The sequence below is a fragment of the Pseudomonas sp. GNP013 genome (genome assembly GCF_054343995.1).
In genome coordinates this window covers 4000261-4021176 of record NZ_JBTGUT010000001.1, presented here as the reverse complement: position 1 = coordinate 4021176, position 20916 = coordinate 4000261, and the positions used below count along the sequence as shown (strand labels likewise).

General features: G+C 63.4%; 20 protein-coding genes. 10 read left to right on the top strand and 10 right to left on the bottom strand.

From position 1 onward, the window contains the following. Nucleotides 1-44: 44 nt before the first annotated feature. Both ACXX81_RS17705 and ACXX81_RS17700 read left to right on the top strand, forming a co-directional pair. Entirely contained in the window at nucleotides 45-704 is a 660-nt protein-coding gene (locus ACXX81_RS17705; protein WP_209988926.1) for a FadR/GntR family transcriptional regulator, read from the top strand. After that, entirely contained in the window at nucleotides 694-1959 is a 1266-nt protein-coding gene (locus ACXX81_RS17700) for a CynX/NimT family MFS transporter (protein ID WP_458572132.1), read from the top strand. The genes ACXX81_RS17705 and ACXX81_RS17700 overlap by 11 nt, the downstream gene beginning before the upstream one ends. Before the next feature lie 3 nt (nucleotides 1960-1962). Here ACXX81_RS17700 and ACXX81_RS17695 read toward each other — a convergent pair whose 3' ends face one another. The 9 genes from ACXX81_RS17695 to ACXX81_RS17655 all read right to left on the bottom strand — a co-directional run bounded on the left by ACXX81_RS17695 (nucleotide 1963) and on the right by ACXX81_RS17655 (nucleotide 10603). Continuing rightward, nucleotides 1963-2580 (bottom strand): DUF1120 domain-containing protein, encoded by a 618-nt coding sequence (locus tag ACXX81_RS17695; RefSeq protein ID WP_458572131.1) that lies wholly within the window; start codon nucleotides 2578-2580, stop codon nucleotides 1963-1965. A gap of 45 nt (nucleotides 2581-2625) precedes the next feature. Next, complete coding sequence (locus ACXX81_RS17690) at nucleotides 2626-3270, bottom strand: DUF1120 domain-containing protein (RefSeq protein WP_458572130.1); 645 nt, start codon at nucleotides 3268-3270, stop codon at nucleotides 2626-2628. 10 nt (nucleotides 3271-3280) lie between these two features. Further along, on the bottom strand, nucleotides 3281-4408 hold the full coding sequence (locus ACXX81_RS17685) for a DUF1120 domain-containing protein (RefSeq protein ID WP_458572129.1): 1128 nt from the start codon (nucleotides 4406-4408) through the stop codon (nucleotides 3281-3283). 11 nt (nucleotides 4409-4419) lie between these two features. Then, a complete protein-coding gene (locus tag ACXX81_RS17680) occupies nucleotides 4420-6831 on the bottom strand; it encodes a fimbria/pilus outer membrane usher protein (protein WP_245229387.1) in 2412 nt (803 codons plus the stop codon). Nucleotides 6832-6989: 158 nt separating this feature from the next. Further along, nucleotides 6990-7736: a fimbria/pilus chaperone family protein gene (locus tag ACXX81_RS17675; RefSeq protein ID WP_231423015.1), complete on the bottom strand. Its 747-nt coding sequence runs from the start codon at nucleotides 7734-7736 to the stop codon at nucleotides 6990-6992. Nucleotides 7737-7738: 2 nt separating this feature from the next. After that, on the bottom strand, nucleotides 7739-8365 hold the full coding sequence (locus ACXX81_RS17670) for a DUF1120 domain-containing protein (RefSeq protein WP_209988943.1): 627 nt from the start codon (nucleotides 8363-8365) through the stop codon (nucleotides 7739-7741). A 77-nt stretch (nucleotides 8366-8442) separates the two neighbouring features. Then, on the bottom strand, nucleotides 8443-9063 hold the full coding sequence (locus ACXX81_RS17665; protein ID WP_209988946.1) for a DUF1120 domain-containing protein: 621 nt from the start codon (nucleotides 9061-9063) through the stop codon (nucleotides 8443-8445). A gap of 36 nt (nucleotides 9064-9099) precedes the next feature. Continuing rightward, a complete protein-coding gene (locus ACXX81_RS17660) occupies nucleotides 9100-9711 on the bottom strand; it encodes a DUF1120 domain-containing protein (protein ID WP_209988949.1) in 612 nt (203 codons plus the stop codon). Between the two features lie 262 nt (nucleotides 9712-9973). Continuing rightward, on the bottom strand, nucleotides 9974-10603 hold the full coding sequence (locus tag ACXX81_RS17655) for a DUF1120 domain-containing protein (RefSeq protein WP_209988952.1): 630 nt from the start codon (nucleotides 10601-10603) through the stop codon (nucleotides 9974-9976). 357 nt (nucleotides 10604-10960) lie between these two features. On the opposite strand from ACXX81_RS17655, the gene ACXX81_RS17650 reads away from it, so the two are divergent. From ACXX81_RS17650 to dacB, 7 genes are all read left to right on the top strand, one after another. Further along, entirely contained in the window at nucleotides 10961-11779 is an 819-nt protein-coding gene (locus ACXX81_RS17650; RefSeq protein WP_209988955.1) for a response regulator, read from the top strand. 195 nt (nucleotides 11780-11974) lie between these two features. Continuing rightward, a complete protein-coding gene (locus ACXX81_RS17645) occupies nucleotides 11975-12610 on the top strand; it encodes a response regulator (RefSeq protein WP_209988959.1) in 636 nt (211 codons plus the stop codon). Nucleotides 12611-12682: 72 nt separating this feature from the next. Beyond that, on the top strand, nucleotides 12683-13153 hold the full coding sequence (locus tag ACXX81_RS17640) for a nuclear transport factor 2 family protein (RefSeq protein ID WP_231423019.1): 471 nt from the start codon (nucleotides 12683-12685) through the stop codon (nucleotides 13151-13153). A gap of 36 nt (nucleotides 13154-13189) precedes the next feature. Then, nucleotides 13190-13465 (top strand): GIY-YIG nuclease family protein, encoded by a 276-nt coding sequence (locus ACXX81_RS17635; RefSeq protein WP_209988965.1) that lies wholly within the window; start codon nucleotides 13190-13192, stop codon nucleotides 13463-13465. A gap of 75 nt (nucleotides 13466-13540) precedes the next feature. Further along, nucleotides 13541-14470, top strand: a complete 930-nt coding sequence (locus ACXX81_RS17630) for a glutathione S-transferase family protein (protein WP_209988968.1) — start codon at nucleotides 13541-13543, stop codon at nucleotides 14468-14470. A 109-nt stretch (nucleotides 14471-14579) separates the two neighbouring features. After that, the gene (locus tag ACXX81_RS17625) at nucleotides 14580-16994 is read left to right on the top strand and encodes a TonB-dependent siderophore receptor (protein ID WP_458572128.1); all 2415 of its coding nucleotides are present in this window, start codon (nucleotides 14580-14582) and stop codon (nucleotides 16992-16994) included. Nucleotides 16995-17275: 281 nt separating this feature from the next. Beyond that, nucleotides 17276-18730, top strand: coding sequence for a D-alanyl-D-alanine carboxypeptidase/D-alanyl-D-alanine endopeptidase (gene dacB, locus ACXX81_RS17620; protein ID WP_458572127.1), 1455 nt, complete (start codon nucleotides 17276-17278; stop codon nucleotides 18728-18730). Nucleotide 18731: 1 nt separating this feature from the next. Here the strand turns inward: dacB and ACXX81_RS17615 are convergent, their stop codons facing one another. Continuing rightward, the gene (locus ACXX81_RS17615; protein ID WP_209988976.1) at nucleotides 18732-19511 is read right to left on the bottom strand and encodes an IclR family transcriptional regulator; all 780 of its coding nucleotides are present in this window, start codon (nucleotides 19509-19511) and stop codon (nucleotides 18732-18734) included. Nucleotides 19512-19631: 120 nt separating this feature from the next. On the opposite strand from ACXX81_RS17615, the gene hmgA reads away from it, so the two are divergent. Further along, on the top strand, nucleotides 19632-20915 hold the full coding sequence (gene hmgA / locus ACXX81_RS17610; protein WP_209988980.1) for a homogentisate 1,2-dioxygenase: 1284 nt from the start codon (nucleotides 19632-19634) through the stop codon (nucleotides 20913-20915). The last annotated feature ends 1 nt before the right edge of the window (nucleotide 20916 follow it).

Sequence of the window (20916 nt, the reverse complement as noted above, 5' to 3'; positions counted from 1 at the left end):
TTGTAGGAAAATTCATCCTATGATTGGACGAAAGCACGAAATCCATGACAGACATCGCCCCCCTGATCAAACGCTCCCTGGTCGACCAGGCCTTGGAGCAACTGCGCTGGCGTATCACCGAAGGCAAATGGGCCATCGGCGAGCGCCTGCCCACCGAGCCGGAGTTGTCCGCCGAGCTGGGCATCAGCCGCAATACCGTGCGCGAGGCGATGCGTGTATTGGCGTTTTCCGGGTTGATCGAAATTCGCCAGGGTGACGGCAGTTACCTGCGTTCGATGAGCGACCCACTGGGCACGATGCGTGTGCTGTCCCATTGCTCCCTGGAGCAAGCGCAAGAGACGCGGCAGATTCTGGAAGTGCAAGCGATCGGCCTTGCAGCCCTGCGCCGTACCGAGCACGACCTCAAGGTCTTGCGGGTGGCACTCGAGGCCAGCGCCGCGCTGTACCACGGCGACCTGGAGGCCTATATCAGCGCCGACCTGGTCTTCCACCAATACTTGGTGGATGCCGCGCACAACACCGCGTTGAGCGAGCTGTACCAATACTTTTCCGCGATCGTCGGCGCGCAGTTGCGCCAGACCCTGAACATCACGCCACGTCGCCAGGCGGTGTTCGACCTGCACACCGAACTGCTCGATGCGGTGGAACAGCAAGATCCGCAGCGCGCCAAATCCCTCTGCCGGCAGTTGATCAATGAACCGTAAAACCAAACCTGCGACCGAACTCGAAGAACTGTTGATCGACGCTGAAATCGACGACGAGGTGGTGCAGCACAGCCATCCGGTCGTCACGCGGCCTTGGTTGCTGTTGCTGGGGTTGATCCTGGTGGCGCTGAATCTGCGTCCGGCGTTATCGAGCCTGGCTCCGCTGCTCAGCCAGGTGTCCGACAGCCTTGGATTATCGGCAGCCAGGGCCGGGTTGCTGACCACCTTGCCGGTGCTGTGCCTGGGCCTGTTCGCGCCGCTGGCGCCGATCCTGGCACGGCGCTTTGGCGCCGAGCGCGTGGTGCTGGGGATTTTGCTGATGCTGGCCGCTGGTATTACGCTGCGCAGCGCGTTCGGTGAGGCGGGCCTGTTTAGCGGCAGCCTGATTGCCGGTGCCAGCATCGGCATCATCGGCGTGTTGTTGCCGGGTATCGTCAAGCGCGACTTCGCCAGGCAGGCCGGTGCCATGACCGGTGTGTACACCATGGCCCTGTCCCTGGGGGCGGCGCTGGCGGCGGGGGCGACGGTGCCGTTGAGCCATTACTTTGCCGACAGCTGGTCGCTTGGCCTGGGCTTCTGGATGCTGCCGGCGCTTATCGCGGCGTTGTTCTGGTTGCCCCAGGCCCGGCACAAACACACCGCTCACCCTGTGGCTTCGCGGGTCAAAGGTCTGTTGCGCGATCCGCTGGCCTGGCAAGTGACCCTGTACATGGGGCTGCAATCGTCGCTGTCATATATCGTGTTTGGCTGGATGCCATCGATTCTGATCGACCGGGGCCTGAATGCGACGGACGCGGGGTTGGCGCTGTCTGGATCCATCGTCTTGCAACTGCTCAGCGCACTGACCGCGCCGTGGCTGGCCACGCGGGGCAAGGATCAGCGCCTGGCGATTGTGGTGGTGATGCTAATGACGCTCGGTGGCTTGTTCGGCTGCCTGTATGCGCCGATCGACGGCCTCTGGGGTTGGGCGGTTTTGCTCGGCCTGGGGCAGGGTGGCACGTTCAGCCTGGCGCTGACCCTGATTGTGCTGCGTTCGCGGGACGCACACGTGGCGGCCAGCCTCTCGGGCATGGCCCAGGGTTTCGGCTACACCCTGGCGTCGATGGGGCCGCTGGCCGTGGGTTTGATCCACGACTGGAGCGGCGGCTGGAGCGCGGTCGGCTGGGCGTTCGGCGTGATCGGGGTGGCCGCCATCATCGCCGGCCTTGGCGCTGGCCGCGCGCTGTACGTGGGTGCCGGCCGCGCGCGGCGCTGAGGGCTACAGGTATTTGACTTCCAGCGTGGCTGAGCCGTCGATCGGCAGCTCATAGTCCACGTTCAGGTTGTCGGCGCGATAGATGATGGTGTCGACGCGCAGGTCGACCACCAGGTCTTTGGCCGGTAATACCTGGGAGGCATCGTCCTGCGTGGCGATCGAGGTGTAGCGGCCGGGTTTCATGAAATCGTGCTTGTACCAGGTGTCGCCCTGGTTATCGGAGCCGATTGTCTGCACCGCCACGTTGTCGGCGATCGCATTGGCCAGGCCCAGTGTGTAATGGCCCAGCCGCTGACCGCCCGCGATGAAACCCAACCCGTATCGGTCGTCAAAAACGCTCGAACCGACGCGATTGTCGATCGAGTGCAAGGCGAGCGTGGTGGCGGCCTCACAGTTCACGTCCAGGGTCAGCAGGTGGCTTGCGATGAGGGTCGGTTCGGTCAGGTTCAGGTCTTTAATGGAGATTTTACCGTGATCGATCACGCCGCCACCGGACAGGCTCGGGGTGCAGGCACTGGGCGTGATCAGGCCGCGAACGCCAAGGTCGACGCTGGACGCTGCGACCGCGTGGCCCGCGCTCGCCATTACGGACGCGGCAAAAAACATGTTCAGGCGCTTCATGAGGTGTTCCTTTTTTCAGGGAAAGGGCGGGTGTCGTGTGTTTGTTTACAGGTACACAACTTCCAGGGTGGCCGAGCCGTCCATCAGCGTTTCCACACTGAGATCAAGGTTCTGCCGGGCGTTGATCGTGGCTTCAAGCGTCAGCGTGCTGGTCAGGCTTCGGATGGCCGAGGGGCCGGCAACGCTGCCCATCACGTCGGTGAATCCCAACAGGCTGCGCGAGCCAATATCGATGGGGTTGAGGTTGGCGGTGCGCCAGGCCACGCCGCCGGTGGTGGACTCGGTGCCGTACGCCACCGCCAGGTCGTCGACGACGGTTTGTTTCGGGTCGAAACTCACCGAATACACACCGATCTTGTTGCCGCTGGTGTCCAGTCCCAGGCCGTAGAAAATTTCGCTGTTGACGTGGGCCGTGCCGTCGCGGTTGTCGCGCATGCGCAGGGCGAAACGGCCGGGGGCGTTGCAGTTTACTGTCAGCGTCAAGTATTTAAGGGGCAGGCGGGTGCCTTTGGTGAGATTGAGGTCACTGCGGGAAATCTTGCCGAAGTCGATCAGGCCGCCGCTGGATAACAGCGGCGTGCAGGCCATCGGCGTGATCAGGCCCGTGACGGTCAGGTCAACGGTCGATGCGGCGTGCGCGGCGCCCGTCAGCAGGGGTAATGCAATAAGTGGCATCAGCAGGGGTTTCATGGCGGTGCTCCTAGGGATAGTGAATTTCGAGGGTGGCCGCGCCGTCCAGCCGCACCTCGCTGGCCAGGTCCAGGGAACCCAGCGGTGCGATCACCGCTTCCAGGCTCGCGGTGGCGCTGAGTTGTTGAATTGGCAAAGGGCCGCTGGTACTGCCGACGCTCGCGCTGAAGCCCAGGTAACGGCTGGCGCTTATCGAAAGCGGGCTGGCGCTGGCGCTGCTCCAGGCCGAGGTGCCCGTGGCCGAATCGGTGCGATACAGCTGTGGCCAACTGTCGGCGGTGGTGCGTGCGGGATCGAATATCAGGCGATAGCGGCCAATTCTGTTTTGCCGGGCGTCCAGGCCAAGGCCGAAGAGGGTGTCGTCGGCCGGCCCCGTTGCTGAGCCGACGCGGTTGTCCCCCAGGCGCAGGGTGAAGGCGCTGGGCGCATCGCACGCCACGCTGACGATCAAGGGACGTGCGGGCAGCGCGGTCTCCTTGTGCATGTTCAGGTCCATCACCGACAGTTTGCCGAAGTCCACCGTGCCGCCGCCGGACAGGCTCGGCGTACAGGCTGCCGGCGCAAAGCGTGCCTGCAGGCGCAGTTCCTGCGAGCGGCCGCCATTGATGGCATCGAACACGCCGCTTTCGTCCCATGTCACCGCATCGTTGACCCGCGATGCGTCTGCGCTGGCCCAGGCGCTGACCTGAATCTGCACTGACAAGCTGCGCCCGCTCACCGGCACGCCGGCGCGCATCGGCACGATGCCGTGTTCCGGCCGCCAGCGCAGGCTTGTCGCGGTGCTGATCGGGGACTGGCCGCTGCCGGCGAGCAAGCCCAGGTCTACCGCCCGACCATCGAGCAGTGCATCGCCCACCTGCAACCCGTAGCTGCCGCGCGCGGTGAACGCGAAGCGCTCGATGCCTGCGCCCATGGCGCGATAGAACAGGCTCATGTCGGTGGTGTTCGGGCAATTGAAGGTCAGGCTCAAGCGCCGTTCGCCCAATAAACGGTCGGCCTTTGGCGTCAATGCGACGGCGCGATTCATCAGGCCGAAATCCACCAGCGATTCGCTCAGGTTCAACTGGCACTCATCCGCGCCGAAGGCGCAGGCGCCCGGCAGCAAGGCGAGGGCGAGCAAGGCAGGTTTCAAACCCATGGTTAAGGTCCTCATGGTTGGCACCGCGCCGGTGCGGTTTCGTAATACGCGTCGGGATTGCCGCGTTCGGGCAGCTCGAATTCGAGGCGGCAGCGGGCCTGGCCCGGCTCGCTGATCCACAGCGCACGGCGGTTGAGCACGTCGGGCAGGAACACCTGGCTGCCTTCCTGCACCAGGGTCACGAACTCGCCGTCGTCCGTACTCACGGCTGCGCCCCGTGCGAGCGGTCGGCCATCGGCAGTGCTGACGTTGAGCAGCGCGCGGCGCGTCAGGGCGACGCCGAACTCGACTTTATCCACCGCACCACGCCCGGCGGACAGCACCGCCAGGCCGTTGCTGATATCGGCATTGCGCGGCAGCGAACGGGTTTGCACTTCCACCGGGCTGCGCCCATACGGACTCAGTTGCGGCACCACGGCCTGGCCTTGCCAGTCGGTCCACACCGGGCCGCTGGGGGTGCTGACCTGGATACCGGCCATGTCGCCCACCGACATCACTGCAAAGGTCTCGCGCACGGGGTAGGGCGAGAAGGTCAGGCCGTCGCCGTGCAGCACCACGCCACCGCGCGCGCCGCCCTGATAGCTGGAACGCTCGGCATTGTTGCGGGTGTAGTTGAAGTCCAGTTGGCTGTAATAGGGCAGCGCCGAGACGCCGAGGGACGATTCCACCTCACGGTCGCGGCTGTCGCGCTCCACGCCCACGCGGTAGCTCAGTTGGTCGTTGAGCTGTTCGCTGAGTCCGGCGCCTGTACGCTGTTCGCCGCCGGCATTACGGGTCCAGGCGCGACCCCTGCGGTTTTCGCCCAGGGGCACGCTGATGTTCAGGTACACGCTGTCATCGCTCTGCTGGCGCCCGCCGACTTGCCACTCGGCACTGGCCGACACCGACACCCGACCAACACGGCTACCCCACGACGCCAATGCCCTGCTGCTGTTGTCGCCGGTGAAGTTGGAGGAGCGCGAGACCCCGGCGCTGAACGCGCCGAGCATCGGGTGCGACCAGGACGCTGTGGCGCTTTGCTGGTCGCGGTAGCGCGTACGTTGTTGTTCGCGGGTCGTGGTGGTGTAGGTGGAGTCTTCCAGGTCGCGGTAGCCCAGGCTGCGCCAGGAGCCGGCCGTGGTGATCGACCAGCTTTCGGACACGCGTTGGGACCACGAAAAATCGCTTTGCACGCCGCGTTCGTTGCCTTGGCGGCTGGCCTGGGCGAACTGGGCCGAGACCTGAAACTGGCCGTCCTGCCAGGGCAACCACCCCAGGTTCAGGCCGCTGGCGCGGTAGTCTTCAGCGGCCAGCACGCCGGCGCCAATGCTGACCTGCGGGTGCAGCGCGCCGCTCCAGCCGCCGCTTAGCACCCACGGCTCGGCGCCTTCACCTCGGCCGACCTTGCGCACCCGACCGGCGGCCACCGAATAGCCCGGTGCCGGCAGTCCCAGGCCGAGCATGGCGGCCGGCACCGTGAAGCGTCGCTCTTGCCCCGTGGTTTCCCTGATCGTGACTTCCACATCGGAGCGCCCGTTCAGGCGTCGCACGTCAGTCAGCGAAAACGGCCCGGCGGGCACCACGGTGGAATGAATCAGCGTGCCGTTCTGGCGCACCTCCACCTGGGCCGGACTGTTGGCGATGCCGGTGATCGTTGCGCCCTGGTTCTGGTCCTGCAGTGCGGTTTCGTTCAGCACCTGGGCGCCGGTAATCTGCGCGCCGGCCAGCACCGGGTTGTACAGGGTGAGCTGTCCGGCCTGGAACACCGCCTGTTGTTCGGCGAAGGTGCGTTGGGCGTAGGCGTCCAGGTGCGTGGTGCGCGAGACCTTGTCCTGCCAAGTGCGCACCTGGCGGCTGCGCACGATCCAGTCACCGGCATTGAAGCCCACCTCGGTGTTGGCCGAGCCGAAGCGGCTGTTGTCTTCGCCATACTCGTTATACAGACCGGTGAGGTCGTAGTTGAGCAGCCCGGCAAACCCGCCGGTCTGGTAGCCGGACACGTCCTGCTCCGCCGGACGCAATGCGTCCGTGGGCACCACCAGCGACAGGCTGAGGCTGGCCGGGTCTTGCTCGATGACGGTTTGCGGGTAGGCGTCGAGAAAACCGTGGCACTCGGCGTTGGCGTCCGGCGCGCGCAAATTGCCCGCGTCCAACAGCGCCTGGTTAAAGCACAGCGCGCCGCGGTCATCAAACACCACCTCCACGCGCCCGCGCCGCTGGCCATTGACGTTGAGGTTGAGGGCATGACGCCCGGACGCGAATCGGGGCGCCTGTAGCAGCAGGTTGGCAAGCTGCGGGTCGATGCCGCGCTGGGACAGGGTTTGAGGGTCGAACGAACCGGCGCTTTCGTCGGCCAGGCTATCGCCGTTCGGCAGCGTGGTGCCCAGGCTCAGCGCCAGACCTGCCAGCAGTCGGCGCAGTGTACGCGGTGAAACGCCGGGCATGGCTTTGCCGTCACGATCAGTCTTAACTGTGCTCACAAGGTGTACTCGTATTAGAGAGATGCGCCGCGCCACTCCCTGACTCGGGCACACTCCTGGTGGCCTTCAATGGGAGGCCACTTCGTCGTCAGGGCGCCGCAACCCGTCCTACGGCGCTGTGATCAAAGGGTGATCGGTGCTTCGTAAGGCCCCACGGCAAACCCGTAGACGGTGGCCGGCTGCAATTGCACGGTGCTGGCCCGGGTCTGGCTGGCGGTGACCGTCAGGGTTTCGCCCGGCAACACATAGGTGCGTGGCAACAGTGCCGAACCGTTGCCCGGTAACAGCCTCAGCTCCTGGGCCAGGCGCACCACGTAGGGCGTCGGGTTATGCACGCTCAACTGGTTGTTTTGCAGGCTCCAGGTCAGGCCAGTCCAGGGCGTGCGGTTGGGGGCCAGGCCCTTGGGATGCAGGATCACCGGCAGGTTCTGGCGCACCGTTACGCCCACGCGGGCATGGCCGGCCTCGGCGGCGGCACGGCCCTGGGGCATGCCTTCGAAGATCACGCGTTTCAAGCGTTGCGTGGTCAGTGGCGTCGGTGATTGCAGGATGAAACGGATCAGCTGGCTTTTGGACGGCTCAACCCGCGTCAGCGGTGGTGTGACAAACAGCAGCGTTGCGGTGTCTTCCGGAATGTCTTCGAGGGTCACATGCAGCAGCGCCAGCTTTGAGTCGGTGTTGGTGACCGACACCGAGGCTTCGCCATCGGCTTCATTGACGATCACCACCGAAGTATCCGGCACCATGCCGTCGGCCAGCACCAGGGTCGGCCCCCACAAGGTCAGGGCCACGGCGGCCAGGTACAGGCCGGTGTAGCGAACAAGGTTGAACAGCCGTGAGAGCAGGGCAAAACGCGGGGCGGGAAACATGGCTAGAGGTACCTCAGGTCGAGCACGATGGAGCCGTCCAGCGGCACGTCCTGGTCGAGAGTCAGAAAGGCGGCGGCGTTGATCGACGTGTCGATCTGCAAGGTGGCGTCGATCCTGCGATGGGGTTCAGGGATCAGCGTGCCGGGCGTGGCGAAGCCCATGTAATTGTCTGGATACGCATTGTCTTCCGGAAACCAGGTCTCGCCCTGGTTGCTCGACGCCAGGACCAGCACGCGCAGGCTGTCGCCGTACGCTTCGCGAATCGCCAACGAGACCGATCCCAGGCGCTCACTTGGCGCATGAATGTTGTGGCCCAGGCCGTAATAAAATCCCGGCCCTACAGACGACGCGGCGCGGTTATCCACACCCACCAGCACAAACAGCACTGGCTGATTGCAGCTCACGTGCAGGTCAAGGTTGCGCGTGGGCAGCGCGGTGAATTCGTAGTGGTTGAGTGAGCGCGCCGGCACCCGTCCGTGATCGACAACGCCGTCGGAGGACAGGGACGGTGCGCAGGCGCTGGGCGTGATGACGCCGGTTAATGTCATCTCGGTGGACGACGCACACAGCGCAGGTGTGGCGGGAAGGCAGAGGCACAGCGTCAGCAGACGGCGCGAGAGCATGTTCATGGTCAGGTTTGAAACCGTGATTTAAGGAGACATCCGTGGCAATCGCGCCACGCCGTGCAGGCATGGCGGACCGGGCGTTAGAGGTACTTGACGGTCAGGGTGACAGAGCCGTCGATGGCCACTTCGTTGTTCAGGGTCAGGCCATTGGCGGGGGCTATCACCGGGCGGATAATCATGTCAGCGGTCATCTGGCTAACCGGCGTGGGCGTGTTCACGTCGCTTGCGGTGACCGAAAGAAGGGCGCCCTTTTGAAACATGTGCATCGGTGTCCAACTGGTGCCGTTGTTGAACGATGTGATAACTCGGGAAGCGACGCCATCGGCGGTTGCATTCAAGAGCGTCAGCTCCATCCCGCCGAGTTTCTCGCTGTCGTTGGTCATGCCCAGACCGAATAACCCCGTGTCGTTTTCGTACTCCGAGCCTGCGCGATTGTCCTTCGGCTCCAGGGCCATCAGGGTTGCCGCATCGCACCTCACGGTCAGTTGCAGCGACTGGAAGGGCAGAGCGGTATAACTGTCGGCCTTCAGATCTTTCGCGGAAATCTTGCCAATATCCACATTGCCACCATTCGGCAGGCTTGGCTCGCATGCACTCGGGGTGATCAGCCCGCGTACAGTCAGGTCAACGCTGGAGGCCGCCACTGCACTGCCGGCAGTGGTCAGCAACAAGGCGGCGAAAAGGGTATTGAGGGGCTTCATGGTGGTACTCCTACAGGGGGAAGGGGGCAAACGGATTTACAGGTACTTGAGCTGCAACGTGGCCTGGCCATCGACGGGTACTTCGTCGATTAGCGTGAGCGCATTGGCCGGCACGATGATCGAGAACGCCCGCAGCCGAGCGTTCAGTTCCTTGATGGCGATAGGGGTGTTGGTGCCGATGGCGGCGAACGACGTCAGCCCATCGTGGCCCAGGTAATTGGACGCTGACCAACTGCTGCCGCCATTGCGCGAGACGATCACGTTGACCGCGTTTTCATCGGCCACCGGATCGAACAGGGTGAACGTCACGCTGCCGAGCTTCTCGTCTTTGGGGGTCAGGCCCAGGCCGTGGTCTTGCCGGTTGATGGCCGAGGTGCCCGCGCGGTTATCGATGGTGGTCAGGGTAAAAAACGTTTCACCCTCGCAGTGCACTTCCAGGCGCAACTCAGCCGGGGCCAGCAGCGTGGGCTGGGTCTGCTTGAGGTCCTTGGCGGTCATCTTGCCGTGGTCGATCAAGCCACCATTGGTGAGGGTGGGCGTGCAGGAACTGGGCACAATCGCCCCGGAGACGCTCAAGTCGGTAGTGCTGGCGGCGAAGGCGCCTGGCGCACAGGCCGCAAGCAGGAAGGCGAGGGTGGTTCTGTCCATAGGTACACGTCCTTGGGTTCTAAGAAAATTCCTGGGGGAAAGCCAAACCACCCTGGTGGTGCAGTTGCCCAGGGCCGTCGTTAAAGCGCTGAAGGGCGCGTGGGAGTAAATTTAGCGCCGGGCCGGCGGAACGGAAATACAACTAATACGAATGACACGGTGGCAATGGAATTGAGGCCTGTTGTTGAGGGCATCGCCGCCGGTTGTGGTGTGGCGACCCTGCAGTGGAGCGCGACGTTGCCCTCTTCAAGCGTGTTGCACGTCAGAGGTACTGGATGGTCAGCGTGGCAGAGCCGTCGATTTGCACTTCATTGGCCAGGTTGAGGTCTTTGGCCGGGGCAATCATCGGCGCGACCACCAGGTCAGTCGTCAGCGCCTTGATCGGAATCGGCACCCACGGACCGTTCAAGCCGGCCCCGAAGGCTGCGAGGTTGTTGCGTTGCCATATGGCATCGTCAAGTTCCATCCACGTCACGCCGCCGTCGAATGATTCCATGGCCGCGACGACCGCGGTGTCCGCGACGGAATTGGCCATCAGCAAGTAGTAACGCCCGATTTTTTGCGTGTTGTCGATCAGGCCCAGGCCGTAGCCCGTCGAGGCCGTTGAGGACGAGGCGCGATTGTCGGTGCCTTGCAGGGCGAACAAGGTGCTGGCGTCGCAATCGATGCTCATCCGCAGCGTGCGTCTGGGCAGCACGGTGTTGGTGTCCTGCTTGAGGTCTCCGGCCGAAATCTTGCCCAGGTCAATGTTGCCGTTGCTGGACAGCCCGGGCGTGCACGCGCTCGGTGTGATCACGCCACTGACGCTCAGGTCGACGCTGCTGGCGGCGAAGGCGTTGCTCAGGCATCCAGTGAGAAGAATGGCCGAGCAGGCGGCTAAAGGCTTTTTCATGGGGTGCGGCTCCGGTGTCTGTTTTTTAAGTGGGGTAGGTCAGCGTTGTCCCCCTTGATGAGGCGCCGGGGAATTTAGCCAGAGGGGCTCCGTGGGGAAATGCAACTAATGCGAGACTGAGCGAATGTCGTACAGCCACGGTCGGCAATGTCGGATCGCTTTATCAGATGGGAAGCGCCTACTGGAGTTTTCGTACTTGTTGTATCGCTGATGTGCATTCGTCCGGATATGTTCAAAGCTCGAAGCGCATTTATTTGAATCTCATCGTTGAGGTTCAGGGCATCGTCTTTGGGCGAAAGGTTCGCGTGTGACCACCGTCATGCCGGCTGGGCAGTTCGCTCTCGTGAAGAGGGCTTTATGTCGGGCACGTTTCCAGAAGGAAGTTCATGCCAGGCAGACCCCGACGCTGCTTGCGAGTGGCGTGAAAGTGGCGCTCGCGTGTTGGTGGTGGACGATCACGGCACCTACCGCCTGTTGCTCGGTTCTCTGTTGGAAAAGCTTGGCGTCTCGCATCTCTGTTGCAGTGATGGTCGTCAGGCGTTGAAGGCGTTGGAGGCGCTGCACTATGACGTGGTCATCACCGACTGTTGCATGCCGGTGATGGACGGCTACGCAATGACGCGTGAACTGCGCCGTCGCGAGCGTGCGGCGCGCAGCCCAGCCTGTTGCGTGCTGGCCTTTACCGCGAGCCTGGGGCCCGGGGATATCCAGCGCTGCCTGGCCTGTGGCATGGATGGCTGGCTGGTCAAGCCGATCGGCCTGGCCAAACTCCGTGAGGTGTTGCGCTATTGGTTGGCCGCGCCCCAGGTACGGGTGGGCGCAGTCGAGCCTTTCTCTTTGTCTGTGCACGGCAGGCGACCCACGCGCGCCAGTCTGGTCGCCATGTTCGGTTCCTGGGAAATGACCCAGCCGCTGTTAGTCAGCCTGATCCAGGAAGCCCGCGATGATCTCTTCATTCTGAAGCACGCCCTGGCCTGTCTGGATGGGACGTTGACCAGTCAACGGCTGCACCGTTTGATGGGCAGCGTCGCGTTTCTGGGCAACACCGGCCTTGAACCACGGGCCGTGCATTTGATTGAACGGGTCAATCAATCGGGTGTTTCGGACAATGCAGTGGCTCTGCAGGATTTTTTTTGGGATGTGGAACATTACCTACAGTACTTGGGAAGTCTCTAATCCTTAGTTGCTGTAGGAATACATCCTTCTGAGTCGTAATACTTTTCTGTATGTAATTTCTTTTATTTCTGTGGGTAACAACTGATGGCACTTAAAACATTGGGTGGGGCCAATTTCACGCAGTTATTGACGGTTGTTGCCTACAGCCAGTCGGGATATTTTGCTACTAACTAATTGCCGTCATGGGAAAAACCGATGCTTCGCATAATTATTGCTGACGATCACCCTATCGTCCGAGTCGGGCAAAAAGTCGTGATAGAGGCGAGTGGTAAATGTAAAGTCGTGGGCGAGGCCAATGGCCCGGACGAACTGCTGGCGCTGGTGGCCAAGACCCCCTGTGATGTGATCGTGACGGACTTCGCCATGCCGGGCGACCAGCAAGCGGATGGCTACGGCCTGCTGGGCTTGTTGCACCGCCAGTTTCCCAAGGTGCCGGTGATCGTGGTGACCATGTTCGCCAACGTTGCGACCTTGCGCACAGCGCTGTCCCACGGTGCGCGGGCGGTGGTGGCCAAAAGTGCGTCGGCGCGTGAGTTGCCCCAGGCCCTGCAAACCGTAGTGCAAGGGCGCAACTTTATCAGTGAGTCCCTGCGTGCGCAGCTCGACCTGGCGGGCCTGGCCCAGCCCACGCAGGCACCGCAGCTGTCGGGCAAGGAACAGGAAGTGGTCAGGATGCTCGCCAGCGGCATGACCGTCAGCCAGATCGCGGCGCGGGTCAATCGCAGTATTTCCACCATCAGTAAACAGAAAAGCACTGCCATGCACCGCTTGTGTATCTCTACCGATGTGGACTTGTTTGCTTACGCGCGGGATGCAGGCATGGTGCCTTAGTGAATGCCCGTGGCTTTCCATTGCCGTGCAGACTATTGTGCGCTCCTACAAAAACGATTCACGGAGCTGCACATGAGTGATGCCCACACCGCGTTGATCACCCGTTTTTACGAGGCCTTCCAACGGCTGGATGCCGAAGCCATGGCCGCCTGCTACACCGACGACGTGGTGTTCAGCGACCCGGCCTTCGGTGAGCTGCGCGGGCGCGACGTGGGTGACATGTGGCGCATGCTCACCACGCGGGCCAGGGACTTTTCCCTGACCTTCGACCACGTGCGCAGCGATGACTCCACCGGCAGTGCGCACTGGGTGGCAACGTACCTGTTCAGTGCCACCGGCAATACGGTGGTCAATGACATTGGCGCGCGGTTCGTGTTTCGCGATGGCAAGATCTGCGAGCACCATGACCACTTTGACCTGTGGCGTTGGTCGCGCCAGGCGCTGGGCCTCAAGGGCTGGCTGCTGGGCTGGTCGCCGGCGCTGAAAAACGCCGTGCGGGCCCAGGCGCGCAAAGGCTTGCAGGCATTCCAGGCCGGGCGTTGATAAGCTTGGCGCTTTCCCATTGTGCCGAATCGCCCCGTGACCCCTCCGACTGAAGCCAAGCCCTGGTACGTTTATCTGGTGCGTGCCGCCAATGGCTCCCTCTATTGCGGCATCAGCAACGATCCGCAACGCCGTTTTTCCATGCACCAGAGCGGCAAGGGCGCGCGGTTCTTCCTGTCCAGCCCGGCTGTGGCGCTGGTGTACACCGAGCAATGCGCGACGAAGGGCGAGGCGTTGCGTCAGGAACGGTTGATCAAGAAATTGAAAAAAAGCGCCAAGGAGTGCCTGGCCCGTAGTGGTGCATTGATCTGACTGATAGCGTCTCATCACGCCACCTGAGCACTTGGCGCGTTAAGCTGCGGGTTCATTCGCCAAGTGGACCGCCACATGTCTGAGCTCATCCTGCATCACTACTCAACGTCACCTTTCGCAGAAAAAGCTCGGCTGCTGCTGGGCTTCAAAGGCTTGTCGTGGCATTCCGTGCATATTTCGCCGGTGATGCCCAAGCCGGACCTGACCGCCTTGACCGGCGGTTATCGCAAGACCCCGGTGTTGCAGGTGGGCGCGGATATCTATTGCGATACCGCGCTGATCGCGCGCCGTCTGGAGCAGGAAAAAGCCAGTCCTGCGCTGTTCCCGCCGGGCCAGGAAATGATCACCCAGACCTTCGCCACCTGGGCCGACAGCGTGGTATTCGCCCACGCCGTGAGCCTGGTGTTCCAGCCGGAATCGGTGGCGGTGCGCTTCGGCAAATTGTCCCCGGACGCGGTCAAGGGCTTTCTTGCCGACCGCGCCGCACTGTTCAGCGGCGGCACGGCGAGCAGGTTGCCGGTGGAGCTGGCCAAGCATCAGTGGCCGGCGATCATGGCGCGCCTGGAGCAGCAGCTTAAGGCCGGACATTTTCTGTTCGGCGAACCCTCGATTGCCGACTTTGCCCTGGCTCATTGTTTGTGGTTTCTCACGGCCACGCCGGTGACTGCGCCGCTGGTGGATGCGTATCCGGCGGTGACCGCGTGGTTGGCGCGGGTGCTGGCGTTCGGTCACGGCAGCGCCAGTGAAATGAGTGCCGAACAGGCGCTGGAGATTTCCCGTAATGCCACGCCGGCCGCGTTGCCGGACGAGGTGTTCGAGGACTTGAATGGCTTCCACCCCGGGCAGGCAGTCACTGTCAGCGCAATCGACTACGGTGTTGATCCTGTTGCGGGTGAGCTGCTGTTTGCCGGGCGCGAAGCGCTGATCCTGCGCCGTACCGACGAACGCGCAGGCACCGTGCATGTGCACTTCCCGCGCTGGGGTTTTCGCATTCAGGCGCAATAATCGAAAATATTTGCAAACACATGTGAGGTAAACCGCCTGCCCATCCGTGTAGTGCTTGAAACTGCGAGCTATTCGCATTAACAGCTTTTCTACACGGGTTCCTTTAAGCATGAAATCGATGGCGGGCGGTTGGGTTAAACAGTGGCTGGGAGCCTCGGCATTGGCGGTCTCGGGGCTGGCGTTGCTGCCCCTGTGCGTCGCGCAGGCGCAGGAGCAGCACAGTACCCGGTTCAACTTTGCCCTGGCAGCCAAGCCGCTGCCCCAGGCGCTGAGCGATTTCAGCCGGGTGACCGGGATCAGTGTGATCTACACCGACGAGGCGCCCTACGGCCTCAACGCGCCGTCGATCAATGGGCTGATGAGCGCCACCGACGCCCTGCAACGACTGTTGGGCAACTCCGGCTTTACCTTCCGCCAGATCGACGCCCGTACCCTGGCCCTCGAACCTGTACCCACCAGCGGGGCAGTCAACCTCAGCGCCACCACCATCAGCGGTGCCGGCCTTGCCCAGGACAGCACCAGCTATCAGCCGCCGCCCACCAGCTCGGTGATGCGCTCCCAGGGCTTGCTGCTGGAAACCCCGCAGACCGTCAACGTGGTGCCCGCCCAGGTGTTGCGCGACCAGACCCCGCGCAACCTCGACGACGCCCTGGCCAATATCAGCGGCATCACCCAGGCCAACACCCTCGGCAGCACCCAGGACGCGGTGATGCTGCGTGGCTTCGGCGACAACCGCAACGGCTCGATCATGCAGGACGGCATGCCCGTGGTGCAGGGCCGTGCGCTGAATGCCACGGCCGATCGCGTCGAAGTGCTCAAAGGTCCGTCGTCGCTGTTGTACGGCATTCAGGACCCGGGCGGCGTGGTCAATATCGTCAGCAAAAAGCCTGAACAGGTGCAGTCCACGTCCCTCACCGCGCGCGGCTCGACCTTCGGCGACGGCAAGAACGGCAGCGGCGGCAGCCTCGACACCACAGGCCCCATCGGTGACAGCGGGCTGGCGTATCGGCTGATCGTCGACCACGAAGACGAGGATTACTGGCGCAATTTCGGCACCCACCGCGAGACACTGGTGGCGCCGTCCCTGGCCTGGTATGGCGACACCACCAAGGTGGTGTTTGCCTACGAGCATCGCGAATTTCTCTCGCCGTTCGACCGTGGCACCGCCATCGACCCCAAGACCAACCACCCGCTGAACATCCCCGCGACCCGTCGCCTGGATGAGCCGTTCAACAACATGGAAGGGCGCTCCGACCTGTACCGTCTGGAAGTCGACCACGATCTTAACGACGACTGGAAGGCTCACTTCGGCTACAGCTGGAACCGCGAGACCTACGACGCCAGCCAGGTGCGTGTCAGTGCAGTGAACGCCAACGGCACCCTGACCCGCAGCATGGACGGCACCCAGGGCGCGATCACCACCGACCGTTTCACCACGGCCAGCCTGGAAGGCAAGGTGCAGGCCGGCGGGCTGCAACATGACCTGGTGTTCGGCCTGGATGACGAGTACCGCAAGGTCTACCGCGCCGATTTGATTCGGCAGAAGCCGCGCGGTGTCTTCAGCTACCTGAACCCGGTGTACGGCAACGAAGTGGCGGGCTCTACCGTCAGTGCCCCGGACAGCGCCCAGACCGACCTGCTGCGCAGTGACTCACTGTTCTTCCAGGACGCGATCCACCTGACCGACCAATGGATTCTGGTGGGTGGCGCGCGTTACCAGATGTACGACCAGTACGCCGGCAAAGGCGTGCCGTTCAAGGCCAACACCGACGGCAACGGTCAGAAGTGGGTGCCGCGTGCCGGCCTGGTGTATCGCTACACCGATGAACTGTCGTTCTACGGCAGCTACACCGAGTCGTTCAAACCCAACTCCACCATCGCGGCGCTGGCCGATGGCAGCACCCTGAGCGGCAGCCTCACGCCGGAAGAGTCCAAAGCCTGGGAGCTGGGCGCCAAGCTGGATATACCGGGGCGCATCACCGCCAGCGCCGCGTTGTTCGATATCAACAAGCGCAATGTGCTGGTGTCGGTGGGCACCGGGCTGGACACGGTCTACAGCGTCGCCGGCGAAGTACGCTCGCGCGGCCTGGAGCTGGATGCCACCGGCCAGCTCAGCGACAACTGGAGCCTGATCGGCAGCTATGCCTACACCGACGCTGAAGTCACCAAAGACCCGGCCCTGGAGGGCAAGCGCCTGCAGAACGTGGCCAAGCACACCGGCTCACTGTCGGCGGTGTACGACTTCGGCAGCTTGGTGGGCGGCGATGACCTGCGCGTGGGCGCCGGCGCACGCTATGTGGGCCAGCGCGAAGGCGACGCGAACAACAGCTTCAACCTGCCGGGCTACACCGTGGCCGACGCGTTTGCCACCTACGACACGCGGATCGAGGGGCAGAAGGTCAAGTTCCAGTTCAACGTGAAGAACCTGTTTGATCGCACCTACTACACCTCGGCGGCGAGCCGTCTGTTTGTGTCGATGGGCGATGCGCGGCAGGTGTCGGTGTCCAGTACGCTGGAGTTCTAGCGCTGGGCGGGTTTGCTGCGAAAAGGGCTGATGGGGGGCTGTTGTGGCGAGCGGGCTTGCCCTAATGCCGTTCAGTTAAGCGCAGCTCCCCTGTGGCGAGCAGGCTTGTCCTGCGTTGGGCTGCGCAGCAGCCCCAAAGCCAGGCGCTGAGCCGTATCAGGTACACCGCGTTTTGCTTGATTGGGGGGCGCTTCGCACCCCAACGCGGGGCAAGCCCGCTCGCCACAAGGGAGGCGAACTGGTAGCGTTGCCGCAACTTTTTTTGCGGATACACCCTGGCGATGCATTTTGGACGATGGTTACATCCTCTCACGCTGCTGGCGGGCCTGAGCCTTTTACTGGGCGGCTGCGCGAGCGTCTCGCAGACGTCCATGGGAACGCTGGACCACTTGCTGGCGGATCCTGCGCTCAATGGCGCCACCGTGTCGCTGATGGTGCGCGACGCCCGCAGCGGCAGCACGCTGTACCAGCACAACCCGCGTACACGGCTGATTCCCGCGTCCAATCTCAAGCTGCTCACCACGGCGGCGGCGATGGATGTGTTGGGGCCGCAGTACCGCTTTGCCACGCAATTGTTGAGCAACGGCGCGCAGCAGGGTGATCGCCTGACGGGCAACCTGTACCTGCGTGGCCTGGGCGATCCCACCCTGCAATTCGCTGATTACCAGGCCTTGGCCGCGCAATTGGCGAGCCTCGGTGTGCGCCAGGTGCAGGGTGATCTGGTGGTCGACGACACTTGGTTTGACGCCGAGCGCCTGGGCGTCGACTGGGCCCAGGACGACGAATCCACCTACTACGGTGCGCAGATTTCGGCGCTGACCGTGTCGCCAAATGCTGATTTTGATGCGGGCACCTTGCTGGTCACCGCCAAGGCACCCGTGACGCTCGGGCAGCCGGTGAGCGTGGAGATCAGCCCCGCCACCGATTACGTGCAACTGAGCAATCGCGCCGTCAGCGGGCCGGGCAACAGCTACGGCATTACCCGCCAGCACGGCACCAACCTGCTGCAACTGAGCGGCGCCCTGGCGCCGGGCAAGCAGAGCCGGCAGTGGGTCAGTGTGTGGGAGCCGACGCAACTGGTGGCCAATCTGTTTGAACAGGCGCTGGCGCAGCAGGGCATTCAAGTGATGGGCCGGCGGGTGATCGGTGGCGCCAGCCCGACCACCGCGTTGCTGTTGGCCGAGCACCACTCGGCACCGCTGCAGGAACTGATCACGCCGCTGCTCAAACTCTCGAACAACAATATGTCTGAAGCGCTGCTCAAGGCCATGGGGCGCAAGACCGCCGATGCCGGCACCGCGCAGGCCGGTGTGGCGGCAGTGGCGGCATTCATGAAACGCCAGGGCATGGACCCGGCAACCTTGAGTCAGGTCGATGGTTCGGGGTTGTCGCGGCGTAATCTGGTGTCTTCGCAGAACCTCACGGACGTGCTGCTGGCGACGGCAAAACAGCCCTGGTTCGACGCCTGGTATAACGCGTTGCCGATTGCCGGCAATGCCGATCGCCTCACCGGCGGCAGCCTGCGTTATCGCCTGCGGGGCACCGCCGCCGCAAACAACCTGCACGCCAAGACCGGCTCGATGGCCGGGGTGTCGTCACTGAGTGGCTACATCACCGACGCCGGCGGGCGGCGTCTGGTGTTCTCGATGATCAGCAATAACTACGTCAGCGATGCGGCGCCAATTCGCGCCCTGGAAAATCGCCTGGCCGTCGCGCTGAGCCAGTGGCACGACTGATTCACGGCTGGTAGCCCATCCGCCAACTCACGGCCCGGGTCGCCGCCAGCAGGCGCTGCGCCGCCGGGCCGTGTTCATCGGCGTGGAACACCGAAGTGGGGCCGACCACGGTCATCACCGCCGCCACCTGCCCGACCGCGTTGAACACCGGCGCCGACAGCGCATCCACGCCGGGCATCAGCAAGCCATGCACAAAATGCAGGCCGCGGCTGCGGATCTGCGCGCAGGTGCTGGCGTAAGCCTGATCGTCCGCCAGTACGTGGGCGATGCCGGCCTGGATTTCGCGCGCACGCAAGTCCACGGTTTCCCGCGCGGGCAGGTAGGCGCTGAACACCAGTCCGGTGGACGAGCCGAGCAGTGGCAGCACCGAGCCCAGCTGCGTCACCACCGTAACCGCGCGCACCGCCGGTTCGATCTGCACCACGGTCGCGCCCTGGTTGCCCCACACCGCCAGGAAGCAGGTTTCATTCAAGTCATCGCGCAGTTCGGCCAGGGGCAGGGCGCCTACCTTGAGCACATCCATGCTGCCCAGCGCGGCGAGGCCCACGCGCAGGGCTTCGCGGCCCAGGCCGTAATGGTTGGTGGCGGCGTTCTGTTCGGCAAACCCCGAGGCGATCAATGCCTGGAGATAGCGGTGCACCTTGCTGGCCGGCATCTGCACATGCTCGGCCAGACGCGACAGCGAAGTGGCCGGTGACAGCTCGGCGAGGGCCTTGAGGATATCGGTGCCCACTTCGGCCGAGCGGACTTTCTGTTTACCGGTGTCGCGGGGCTTTTCCATGGAAGGGCGAGAATCCGAGAGATGAGTGGGCGTCTTTATAGCTTGACGCTCGACGGTGATCAAATTACGTTGTGCGTAACTGGATTACGATAAAAACAACTTCCTTGCAGAGGACGATCCATGCACCTGGACTACCTGTCGGGCTTCGGCAATCAATTTGCCAGCGAAGCCTTGCCCGGGGCCTTGCCCGTCGGCCAGAACTCCCCGCAAAAAGCGCCCTACGGGCTGTACACCGAACTGTTCTCCGGCACCGCCTTTACCGTGGCGCGCAGTGAAGCCCGGCGCACCTGGCTGTACCGCATTCAGCCGTCGGCCAATCACCCGGCGTTCGTCAAGCTGGAACGGCAGTTGGCCGGCGGGCCGCTGGGCGCGGTGACGCCTAACCGGCTGCGTTGGAACCCCCTGGATATTCCGGATGAGCCGACGGACTTTATCGACGGGCTGGTGGGGATGGTTGCCAACGCGGCGTCGGAAAAACCGTCAGGCATCAGCATTCATACCTACCGTGCCAACCGTTCGATGGAGCGTGTGTTCTTCAACGCCGACGGCGAACTGCTGATCGTTCCCGAGCAGGGCCGCCTGCGCATCGCCACCGAACTCGGCGTGCTGGACGTGGAGCCGCTGGAAATTGTCGTGCTGCCGCGCGGCCTCAAATTCCGCATCGAACTGCTTGATGCACAGGCCCGCGGCTACGTTGCCGAAAACCACGGCGCGCCACTGCGCCTGCCGGACCTCGGCCCGATCGGCAGCAACGGTCTGGCCAACCCGCGCGACTTTCTCAGCCCGGTGGCGCACTACGAAGACCTGAAAAAACCTACAACGCTGGTGCAGAAGTTCCTCGGCGAACTCTGGGCCTGCGAGCTCGACCATTCGCCGCTGAACGTGGTGGCCTGGCACGGCAACAACGTGCCGTACAAATATGACCTGCGCCGTTTCAATACCCTGGGCACCGTGAGTTTCGATCATCCTGACCCGTCGATCTTTACCGTCCTGACCTCGCCCACCAGCACCCACGGCCTGGCCAACCTCGACTTCGTGATCTTCCCGCCGCGCTGGATGGTGGCCGAAAAGACGTTCCGCCCGCCGTGGTTCCACCGCAACCTGATGAACGAATACATGGGCCTGATCCAGGGTGCGTACGACGCCAAGGCCGAAGGCTTCCTGCCCGGCGGCGCGTCGCTGCACAGTTGCATGAGCGCCCACGGCCCGGACGGCGAGACCTGCACCAAAGCGATCAACGCTGACCTTGCGCCGCACAAGATCGATAACACCATGGCGTTCATGTTCGAGACCAGCCAGGTGCTGCGGCCCACTCGGTTCGCCCTTGAGTGCGCGCAATTGCAACCTTCCTATGACGCCTGCTGGGCCTCGCTGCCCGCCACCTTCAACCCGAATCGGAGATAAC

Coding starts and splice junctions, on each gene's coding strand:
- ACXX81_RS17705 (WP_209988926.1), top strand. CDS start 45: ATGACAGACATCGCCCCCCTGATCAAACGCTCCCTGGTCGACCAGGCC.
- ACXX81_RS17700 (WP_458572132.1), top strand. CDS start 694: ATGAACCGTAAAACCAAACCTGCGACCGAACTCGAAGAACTGTTGATC.
- ACXX81_RS17695 (WP_458572131.1), bottom strand. CDS start 2,580: ATGAAGCGCCTGAACATGTTTTTTGCCGCGTCCGTAATGGCGAGCGCG.
- ACXX81_RS17690 (WP_458572130.1), bottom strand. CDS start 3,270: ATGAAACCCCTGCTGATGCCACTTATTGCATTACCCCTGCTGACGGGC.
- ACXX81_RS17685 (WP_458572129.1), bottom strand. CDS start 4,408: ATGGGTTTGAAACCTGCCTTGCTCGCCCTCGCCTTGCTGCCGGGCGCC.
- ACXX81_RS17680 (WP_245229387.1), bottom strand. CDS start 6,831: ATGCCCGGCGTTTCACCGCGTACACTGCGCCGACTGCTGGCAGGTCTG.
- ACXX81_RS17675 (WP_231423015.1), bottom strand. CDS start 7,736: ATGTTTCCCGCCCCGCGTTTTGCCCTGCTCTCACGGCTGTTCAACCTT.
- ACXX81_RS17670 (WP_209988943.1), bottom strand. CDS start 8,365: ATGAACATGCTCTCGCGCCGTCTGCTGACGCTGTGCCTCTGCCTTCCC.
- ACXX81_RS17665 (WP_209988946.1), bottom strand. CDS start 9,063: ATGAAGCCCCTCAATACCCTTTTCGCCGCCTTGTTGCTGACCACTGCC.
- ACXX81_RS17660 (WP_209988949.1), bottom strand. CDS start 9,711: ATGGACAGAACCACCCTCGCCTTCCTGCTTGCGGCCTGTGCGCCAGGC.
- ACXX81_RS17655 (WP_209988952.1), bottom strand. CDS start 10,603: ATGAAAAAGCCTTTAGCCGCCTGCTCGGCCATTCTTCTCACTGGATGC.
- ACXX81_RS17650 (WP_209988955.1), top strand. CDS start 10,961: ATGTCGGGCACGTTTCCAGAAGGAAGTTCATGCCAGGCAGACCCCGAC.
- ACXX81_RS17645 (WP_209988959.1), top strand. CDS start 11,975: ATGCTTCGCATAATTATTGCTGACGATCACCCTATCGTCCGAGTCGGG.
- ACXX81_RS17640 (WP_231423019.1), top strand. CDS start 12,683: ATGAGTGATGCCCACACCGCGTTGATCACCCGTTTTTACGAGGCCTTC.
- ACXX81_RS17630 (WP_209988968.1), top strand. CDS start 13,541: ATGTCTGAGCTCATCCTGCATCACTACTCAACGTCACCTTTCGCAGAA.
- ACXX81_RS17625 (WP_458572128.1), top strand. CDS start 14,580: ATGAAATCGATGGCGGGCGGTTGGGTTAAACAGTGGCTGGGAGCCTCG.
- dacB (WP_458572127.1), top strand. CDS start 17,276: ATGCATTTTGGACGATGGTTACATCCTCTCACGCTGCTGGCGGGCCTG.
- ACXX81_RS17615 (WP_209988976.1), bottom strand. CDS start 19,511: ATGGAAAAGCCCCGCGACACCGGTAAACAGAAAGTCCGCTCGGCCGAA.
- hmgA (WP_209988980.1), top strand. CDS start 19,632: ATGCACCTGGACTACCTGTCGGGCTTCGGCAATCAATTTGCCAGCGAA.